The 8,578-nt window shown below is 56.3% G+C and carries 5 protein-coding genes and 1 pseudogene; 3 read left to right on the top strand and 3 right to left on the bottom strand.

Annotated elements, in window-relative coordinates:
* Positions 1-126: 126 nt before the first annotated feature.
* Together SGJ19_29170 and SGJ19_29165 are read right to left on the bottom strand one after the other, a co-directional pair.
* Positions 127-279, bottom strand: coding sequence for a hypothetical protein (locus SGJ19_29170; protein MDZ4784337.1), 153 nt, complete (start codon positions 277-279; stop codon positions 127-129).
* A 107-nt stretch (positions 280-386) separates the two neighbouring features.
* A pseudogene (locus tag SGJ19_29165) lies at positions 387-1,556 on the bottom strand (IS4 family transposase).
* Between the two features lie 306 nt (positions 1,557-1,862).
* On the opposite strand from SGJ19_29165, the gene SGJ19_29160 reads away from it, so the two are divergent.
* The 3 genes from SGJ19_29160 (at position 1,863) to SGJ19_29150 (ending at position 6,157) form a co-directional block, all read left to right on the top strand.
* A complete protein-coding gene (locus tag SGJ19_29160) occupies positions 1,863-2,000 on the top strand; it encodes a hypothetical protein (protein MDZ4784336.1) in 138 nt (45 codons plus the stop codon).
* A gap of 321 nt (positions 2,001-2,321) precedes the next feature.
* Complete coding sequence (locus tag SGJ19_29155) at positions 2,322-4,622, top strand: glycosyltransferase family 4 protein (GenBank protein ID MDZ4784335.1); 2,301 nt, start codon at positions 2,322-2,324, stop codon at positions 4,620-4,622.
* Between the two features lie 83 nt (positions 4,623-4,705).
* Complete coding sequence (locus SGJ19_29150; protein MDZ4784334.1) at positions 4,706-6,157, top strand: glycoside hydrolase family 130 protein; 1,452 nt, start codon at positions 4,706-4,708, stop codon at positions 6,155-6,157.
* Positions 6,158-6,532: 375 nt separating this feature from the next.
* Here the strand turns inward: SGJ19_29150 and SGJ19_29145 are convergent, their stop codons facing one another.
* Complete coding sequence (locus SGJ19_29145) at positions 6,533-7,990, bottom strand: LamG-like jellyroll fold domain-containing protein (protein MDZ4784333.1); 1,458 nt, start codon at positions 7,988-7,990, stop codon at positions 6,533-6,535.
* Positions 7,991-8,578: the final 588 nt, after the last annotated feature.

Below are 8,578 nucleotides of genomic sequence, written 5' to 3'. Positions count from 1 at the left end.
GCTAAGCTCCGTTGCCTCAGGGAAAAAAGACTTCCCCCAGACTACCGCACGCGCCAAGACTGGACGGACAGAACGCTTACGGGTTATACGAAAAGCCGGTGTCGCGATACGTCGGCTTTTTGCGTTCTAGGGCTCGTTGGGCCAAGAGTTGCGGCGATATCTGCGGTTGTGCGGCGCGACATTGAGTTCCACCGTCCATGCCAGCTTCAATTGCCGTTTTGGTAGCCCCGTGGACATCTCCCGCAGCGCTGCCATTTCCCGATCAATATCGGGTGTCATCGAATCTCCTTGTTCTCGGCCCCGGCTAAGCCTGCCCATTCACCCGGAGGTGCAACTTCCTTAGGCAGTCGCGTTCGGATTCACTATGATGAGACAGTACTGTCCGGTCATAAGTCGAAGAGGCGTAGTTGGTTGCGATCAGATGTTTTGTTGGGTTGCGTGGGAAGTGGCGAACACAGCGTGGAAAGCGGGGTTTTCTCGAAGGTATTGACAGACAAGATTTGTAGGATTTCGTTCAGGCTCAGTTCGCTCTGGAGTTGCTTTTTGAGGATGGCCGCCAGCAGGTACACGCAGACGGCGATCCAGACTTGGGTCTTCACCGCGTTGTCCGAGTTGCCGTAGAAGGCTTTGATTCGCAAATGTTGCTTGATCCATTTGAAGAACAATTCGATTTGCCAACGACAGCGGTAGAGCTGCGCGATCGTGAGCGCCGGCAAGACGAAGTTGTTCGTCAAGAACCACAGCTTGCGGCGATGCTCCACGTCGTAGAAACCGACGCGACGCAACGGTTGCGGATACTTTTGCGAGACGCGCGGTCCGGTCAGCGCGATGGTCTGATCGGAGCGCAATCCGGTGGCTTTGTCGACCGCGCGCGAAGCCTGTCGCACCAACGCCTGGTTGCGCTTGGCGCGGGTGACAAAGAACGCCGCTTGCCGTTGCAGACGAAACAAGCGTCCGAAATCCAAGTAGCCTTTGTCCATCACGTAGAACGCGCCCGGCTCGATCGTCAACGCGTCGAGGATGTTGATTTCGTGCGTATTTCCCGGAGAAACATGGATAAACGTGGGAATGTTCCCGCGCAGATCGAGCAGCGTGTGCAACTTGACGGCGGCCTTGCGCCGACGAAACGGCGCCTAGGGATACAGCGTCAAACACAAGTCGATCGTGGTCGCATCGAGCGCGTAGGCCGCGTGTTCCAACTCGACGCCGAACGGTTCCTGAGCGTACAGCGTCCGCGCCTGAGCGATGAGGATTTGCGCGAAGTCGCCGTAGATGCGCCAGTCGCGCGTGCGATTCGCGTCGGCCAACGTGCTCCGCGAAATGCGTCCCCGAAAGCCGGCGTGATACAGCTTCGGTCCCAACGAACGCAGGCACGTTTCGATGTCGCGGAGGCTCTCGCGAAACGTCACCTGGGCAAACGCCATGCACAAAAACTGATCGCGACAACGCAGCTCGCGGATCCGACGGTCGCCGCGATAACGCCGCACGCAGCGGTTGAATTCGTGACGCGGAAGCAACTCCATCAACTGAGCAAGCACCAACTGACCCGCAAACATGCAAGCCCCTTCGCACCACAAACGTGGGACAAAAGCCTGCATTCTCGCGAATCGATTTCAAGTCGCGCGCGCCCATTCCTGCTTCCAACTCAAAACAGAACAACCACTTGCAACAATTTCGGGAAACTTTAACCGGACAGTACTGATGATGAGATTGAATTCAATCAAATGGCACCGCGCTTGCTAACCGCAAAGTCGGTGTTGTCTTCGTCGCGCACTCAGGGACTGGCGATACTAAAATGAGGAGCTTAAGGTTACAATAGCAGCCTGTGGCAGCTTTAACGAAATGAAACAGGAGACTGAACCATGTCCGGTGTAGTTTGCCAAAACTGCGGGATCCAGTTGAATCGCGACGATGTTGAGCGCGGCGATTGCGAAGCCTGCGGGGCGGAGTTTGACGTCGGCCTGGAGGTCTTTGATGACAAAGGCGAGGACGCTGACTAATCGCCATTGCGCCGTTTGCGCGCAATGCCGTGGCGGCGGAACAGCAGAAGCCCGGCCACTTGGAGTCCGTCAGCTTGTTTGGAGAAACAGCCGGTCGGTTTGTTGCGGTTCGTGCTTCAAACGAATCTTGCGGTATGGTGCGGGGCGCGTTGCGACGAATCGTAGGAGGCTCAGCAAATGGAGGCCGCCATTCTATGACTTGCCCAATTAGCCGCACGGATCTGCTTCCAATAGCAAGGTCGACTACGATTAAGATTGCCCGCCATAGGACGTTCATTTGGCGGCGAAGTACATTGCAAAGTGCGAGTAGGATTGGAACACATGGGCAGCATCAATGACATTCGCAAGCTGGCATTTGTGGGGGATTACTTCCCCCGCAAGTGCGGCATTGCCACGTTTACTCAAGATCTTCGCAATGCGATTTCCCAGCAATTCCCCGAGGTTGACTGCTGTGTCGTGCCCGTCGACGACATTGAGGGGGGCTATGACTATCCTAGCGAAGTCCGCTTCCAGATCGCGGAGCAGGATTTTGATTCTTACTTGCGTGCGGCCGACTTTCTCAATTTCAGCAACTCGGATGTGATTTGCGTCCAGCACGAATTCGGCATCTACGGCGGCGCGAGCGGAAGCCATTTGCTCGGTCTCTTGCGTGATCTGCGCATGCCGATCGTAACGACTCTTCACACCGTCCTGCGCGAACCGAGCACAGAGCAGCGTCGCGTCGTCGAGCAGCTCGCGGACGTGTCGGCCCGGCTCATAGTGATGTCAGCGAAAGGACAGGCCCTACTGCAAGAAGTCTACGGAGTCGCCGAGAACAAGATTGCCCTGATTGCGCACGGCATTCCCGACATGCCCTTCGTTGACCCGAACTTCTTTAAAGACAAATTCGGTGTTGAGGGCAAGCAAGTTGCATTGACGTTTGGCCTGCTCGCACCGAACAAGGGAATTGAATATGCCTTGAGGGCGGTTCCCGCAATTCTGCAGGAGTTTCCTGAGTTCGTCTATATTGTGCTGGGAGCAACGCATCCGAATCTCGTTCGTGCACAAGGAGAGGCATATCGACTCAGCTTGGAACGACTGGCGCGGGACCTCGGCATTAAGCGAAGCGTGATCTTTTACAATCGCTTTGTCGAGCTTCGCGAGTTGACCGAGTTCATCGGTGCCGCGGACCTGTACATCACGCCCTATTTGAATCCCGAACAGATTACTTCAGGCACGCTGGCCTACGCCTTTGGCTGCGGCAAGGCCGTCATTTCCACGCCCTATTGGCATGCCGAGGAATTGCTCGCCGATGGTCGTGGGGTCCTGGTACCCTTTGCGGATTCGGACGCTCTTGCCAACCAAGTCTGCACGCTACTGACTGACGAGATGCGCCGTCATGCGATGCGGAAGCGAGCCTACATGCTTGGCCGTGAAATGATTTGGAGCAATGTGGCCCATCTCTATCTGGATACCTTCCAGCAGGCCCGGGCCAGTCTGGTCGATCGGCCAGGCCGACGTTACGCCGTGCCCACGCTGGAGGAGCGACAACTCGATCTGCCGACTCTCCGTCTGGACCATCTGCTTAACATGAGCGACACCACTGGCGTGTTTCAACACGCCAGCTTCACCATCCCCAACTTCGCGCATGGCTACTGCACCGATGACAATGCGAGGGCGCTGATGTTGACCGTCCTGTTGGAGGAGTTGGGCAAGGAGTCACGTACGGTGTTGCATGCTGCGACCGCCTACGCTGCGTTTGTGAATGCGGCCTTCGACGAAGGACACAAACGCTTTCGCAACTTTATGAGTTTTGATCGTCAATGGAGCGACGAACGTTGGTCAGATGATTGCTATGGACGCGCGATGTGGGCGCTCGGCACCTGCGTGGGGCGCAGTCGGCGCGCTGACTTTCAGTATTGGTCGGTGGAATTGTTCAATCGAGCACTGCCGACTGCCGGTGAATTGTCGTCGCCCCGTGCCTGGGCACACGTGTTGCTCGGTATCCAGGAATATTTGCGCCGGCTGAGCGGCGACCGCCACGTTGACCAGGTGCGGCAGGTACTGACCTTGCGGCTACTAGACCTGTATGATCGGACCGCTTCCGAAAACTGGCCTTGGTTTGAAGACATTGCCAGCTATGATAACGCCCGCCTGTCTCAGGCTTTAATTGTCAGCGGCCAGGAAGGGGGGGACGAGAAAGCGTTGGATGTTGGCTTGCGAACATTGCGCTGGCTCTTGGAGGTGCAACGCTCTCCTCACGGACATCTGCGGCCGATCGGCAGCAACGGATTTTACGCACGCGGCCAAGAATGCGCACAATTTGACCAGCAGCCGGTGGAAGTCCAGGCTACAGTTTCGGCTTGCCTGAGCGCCTGCAACGCGAGCGGCGACGCCACATGGTTGACGGACGCGAGAATGGCGTTCGAGTGGTTTCTCGGGCGTAACGACCTTGGACTGGACGTTTATGACGCCGGTACGGGCGGATGTCGCGACGGATTGCACCAGGACCGCGTGAACCAGAACCAGGGTGCTGAATCGACCTTGGCCTTTCAATTGTCGCTGGCGGAATTTGAGTTGATGGATCGTGCTCTGACGGCGTTCCGTCCGATTGGCAGCGCCACACCGGTGAATCGTCCGTGAGCGACGGATCCGTGTTGCGCCGAGAAGCCGTGTAGTGTTGTTCACGGCAGCTGTTCGACTTCACCTAGGATGTAGCGCTCAATATGGACGTCAAGCGAACTGGCATTGTTCTCAAGCCAAACAACTCTCGCGTTCTCTTCCGACGCAGCGAACCGGCGAATCAAGAGCGGATTCTTAAGATTATTGCCCGAGTGATGTCGGTCAGCGATCCAGAGGTCTCGCTACTCTTGGCTGACGTCATGCGCGAATTCCAAGGGCGGCACCAGCGACTCCAGAACTTTTTTCTCGAACGCTTTGAAGGTGTCAAGCGTCATCTACTCACCGACGAGACGCTCAGCGAGGAACGGCGTCTGCTCATTGGCGCCTATTTCACGAGCGAGTATTCGCTCGAATCTGCGGCGCTTTTCAACCCATCCATGGTGTGGCATCCCAATCAAACTGGATTGCCTGAGGGAACTCGACGATTCATCCTCAGTCTGCGGGCAACGGGCGAGGGACACATTTCCTCGATTACATTTCGTACGGGCGTAGTCGACGAAAACAACGGCATTTCACTCGATAATCCCACGCGGTTCGTGACAACACCGCAAATTGTCCCGAATCCGCAGTATGACAAGCCGTTGTTCTTGCGGAAACTGATCGAATTGGGGTTGGCGAACGGGTTTACTGAGCAAGTGTTCGTGCTGCTCGATGACCAATTCAATATCTTGCAACTAGAGGACGCGGTGCGGAAGGTATTGCGCCAATTTCGCACAAAGCAAGCGGAATGGGAGCCAATTTCCAAGGGCATCATGGCCCTGGCTCAGTCCAACTACGAGTCGTTCTACGAGCCAGAGCAGAGTCTTTCCGAAAGATGCATTTTTCCCTATTCCCCAGCGGAGACCAACGGCATTGAGGACGCGCGGTTCGTAGAGTTTCATGACGATGATGCCAGCGTCCGCTATTATGCGACCTACACCGCCTTCGATGGCAAGATCGTCCTTCCACAATTGCTGGAAACGGACGACTTCCTCCACTTCAAGATCAGCACGCTGAATGGCCCGGAAGTCCGTAACAAAGGATTTGCACTGTTCCCACGCAAAATCGACGGACATTTTGCGATGCTGTCACGACAGGACAACGAAAACATCTTCGTGATGTATTCGGACAACCTCCATTTCTGGTACAGCAAGGAACTCATCCTTAAGCCCACGTTTCCTTGGGAATTCGTGCAAATAGGCAACTGCGGTTCGCCCATTGAAACCGAAGCTGGTTGGCTTGTGCTTAGCCACGGTGTGGGACCGATGCGTAAATACTCGATGGGGGCATTTCTCCTTGATCTGGACAACCCCACGAAAGTCATCGGACGATTGTCGGAACCGCTGCTCACTCCCAATGAAAATGAGCGGGAGGGATATGTACCCAACGTGGTCTACAGTTGCGGTGCAGCCCTGCACGGCCGCGAGCTGATCATCCCCTATGCGATGGCCGACTACGCCAGCACTTTCGCCACAGTCGCACTCGATGAGGTGTTGGCATCAATTCGACCATGCTGAAAAGGGGGTTCCGCACAGCACTGAATTGGTGTTCCCGTGCACAACCCTCATCGAACTAATTCTCTGTCGCCCAAAACTCACAACCGCTGAATCTGTATTCGTTTAGCGATTCCGAGTCCGTTTCGGTCGGCAAGTCGGTCACAGCCGATTACGAAGAATCCGGGCATTGCTTAACAGAGAAAGAGCATCTGAGCGCGCGTTAGAGAGCGCGAGTGCGGTGTTTGAGAATCACCCTACAAACGCCGATCTTTCGGGCTGCGAATACGGCTGTGCCGCGGCTTTGCAGACGGCTGGACACGAGTCAGTCACCCGAAGTGAATCGGATCAAATAAGGATCGAATTAAGCGTATTCGGACGCTTGGCGATCGCGTCTTACTATGTGGGATGATTCGATTGCACCAATTGGCGAATTGACGACGTATCGAGAGCAAGTCTATACGCTCGTACGTCGCGAATCCTGCCGGAGAAACAGTCTGTCTCTCCCAGGCCGATGCGCAGCGGCTGGTCGACATTCAGGTCAAACCGAGTGGCGTCGAACACGCTCGACTCACACGCTTTTTCACCATTGACATGCAGTTCAAGGCGCTTACCTCGCTTTACAGCCGTCACATGACGCCATAGGGCGCCTAAGTCACGGTCGTAGGAGACGCATGGACCGGTTTGCATAGCGCAGACTTGGCCTCGAAAATCGGCCGGCGCGTCGAGCCGAGAGCTCGTGCAACTGCCCATGCTGGCAAACACCTTGCCGGCAAAAACGGTCAGGCTGGTGACGAGTGCCCATTCGTTGGAATTCTTGAACTCGTATCCGGCCGGGTCGAGGAAACGGCGGATCGACGTCCAGTTCTGTTCATCGTCGAAGCGGAACACCTCGGCTCGCGGGATTGTGCCGCCGTAAAGCTGACCGTTGTGGACGACGAGCGCAGTGATCTCCATCGCGTCTCCCAGCCTTCCACAATCGGTCCATTCGCCGTTCGCTTCCAGACGACACACATGTCCCTCGGGCCAGGTTGTCGCATGCAAATGCCGTCGATAGACCTCCAAGGCGTGAATCTGGTTGCAGCGCTCTTCGCTGCCTTGTGGGTTACCGCGCTCGATCCAGTCCTTCCCGTTGAATTCCCAGACTCCAGCCGGGTTCAATACACCGGCGTACAACTTGCCAGCATGAATTCCCAGCGGATGCGCATAGTTCGGGAAACGGCCGCTCTCGATCCAGTTACGATCGCCTTCGTACACATAGCAACGACCATCTTCGGCCGCGACGTACATCTGACCGCGATAGGACGCCAGCCCAAACAAACGACGGCAGTTTCCAGGTTGCCCGCAATCCTCCCATGTTGTGCCCCCCGCATATCGATAGACGCCACAGTAGTCTTCGAGGGGTTCGCTCCGACCGACGCGCGTCCAATCGCAGTTCCATGTAGCCGCGTACAGCCGACCGTGATGTACGAGCATCGGTCCTACGCCATGCGTACGACGGTTTCCCACTCTTCCACAGTTCTCCCACCTTTGGCCGCCGAGATAACGGAATACGTGACACCAATCGTCTTCGAGTTCGGCGTCCGTGTTGGCGGCATACAGATTCCCATCGAAGACCGTCAGGGAATTGCTAACGTAATTACTCGTTAGACTAGGTCGACCGCAGTCCTCCCAAACAGGCTCGCTGCCATCGTCGATTCCAAAGTAAACGTGCCGGTCGTCGCCGTGCGAGTTATAGCCGCCCGAAGTGGACTTGATGGTCAAGTTGAAACCGCGACGGCGCTGTGCGTCGTACTTGGTGAGCACGTCTCCGATCACATCGTCAACATCTGGCGCAGTCCAGACCCAGGCTGCCAACGTGAAATCCCCTGTCCCGAAGCTATGATTCGCTGGACGGAACCTCGATCCAGGTTTCCCTTCCAGCGAACTCTCCGTTCTGGCCGCCCGCGCCATGCACCGTACCATGGTTTCCGCTGCCAGACCTGTCTTGGGCATCCCCTTGCAGTGGCCATAGTCCAACCAGGCCCGGCTCAGAGATTGAGGTAGGTTGCTCTGAGCCTCGCGCGGAACGATTCCTGGCTGGTGTCGGCACAAGTGCCGTGCAAGTCGTAGCCAAAGTGCCGGCAGCCGACTGCAACAGTCTTCGCCGACTCAGCTTCCGGTCGTTCATTGTCGCTCCATCCCGAGTGTTGGCGACGAAACCACGGTCCAGTTGAACAAGGCGTTGCATCGGCAGCTTATCCAGCTATCCCGTCGCGGTCAAGAATTTCCGCGAGGCTCTCCAGCACTCCCAGAGCGGATGCTGCCCCCACTATCCAGGAGCTGCGTATGGACCGTCACCGGGGAATAGTTTCAATCGCAATTGCTGAACTTCCAAAAAGTAGCGTGCGGTAAACCTTTGAACAAATCGACCGCGGCAAAGCAGCGCGAGAAAATCAGTATGCG

It is taken from the genome of Planctomycetia bacterium, assembly GCA_034440135.1.
Classification (GTDB): Bacteria; Planctomycetota; Planctomycetia; order Pirellulales; family JALHLM01; genus JALHLM01.
The sequence above is the reverse complement of the archived record's forward strand: the minus strand, read 5'-3'. Positions and strand labels throughout refer to the sequence as shown.

Bases quoted from the DNA above. Each gene is read 5' to 3' on its own strand.
- SGJ19_29170 (MDZ4784337.1), bottom strand. From the start codon at position 279: ATGACACCCGATATTGATCGGGAAATGGCAGCGCTGCGGGAGATGTCC.
- SGJ19_29160 (MDZ4784336.1), top strand. From the start codon at position 1,863: ATGTCCGGTGTAGTTTGCCAAAACTGCGGGATCCAGTTGAATCGCGAC.
- SGJ19_29155 (MDZ4784335.1), top strand. From the start codon at position 2,322: ATGGGCAGCATCAATGACATTCGCAAGCTGGCATTTGTGGGGGATTAC.
- SGJ19_29150 (MDZ4784334.1), top strand. From the start codon at position 4,706: ATGGACGTCAAGCGAACTGGCATTGTTCTCAAGCCAAACAACTCTCGC.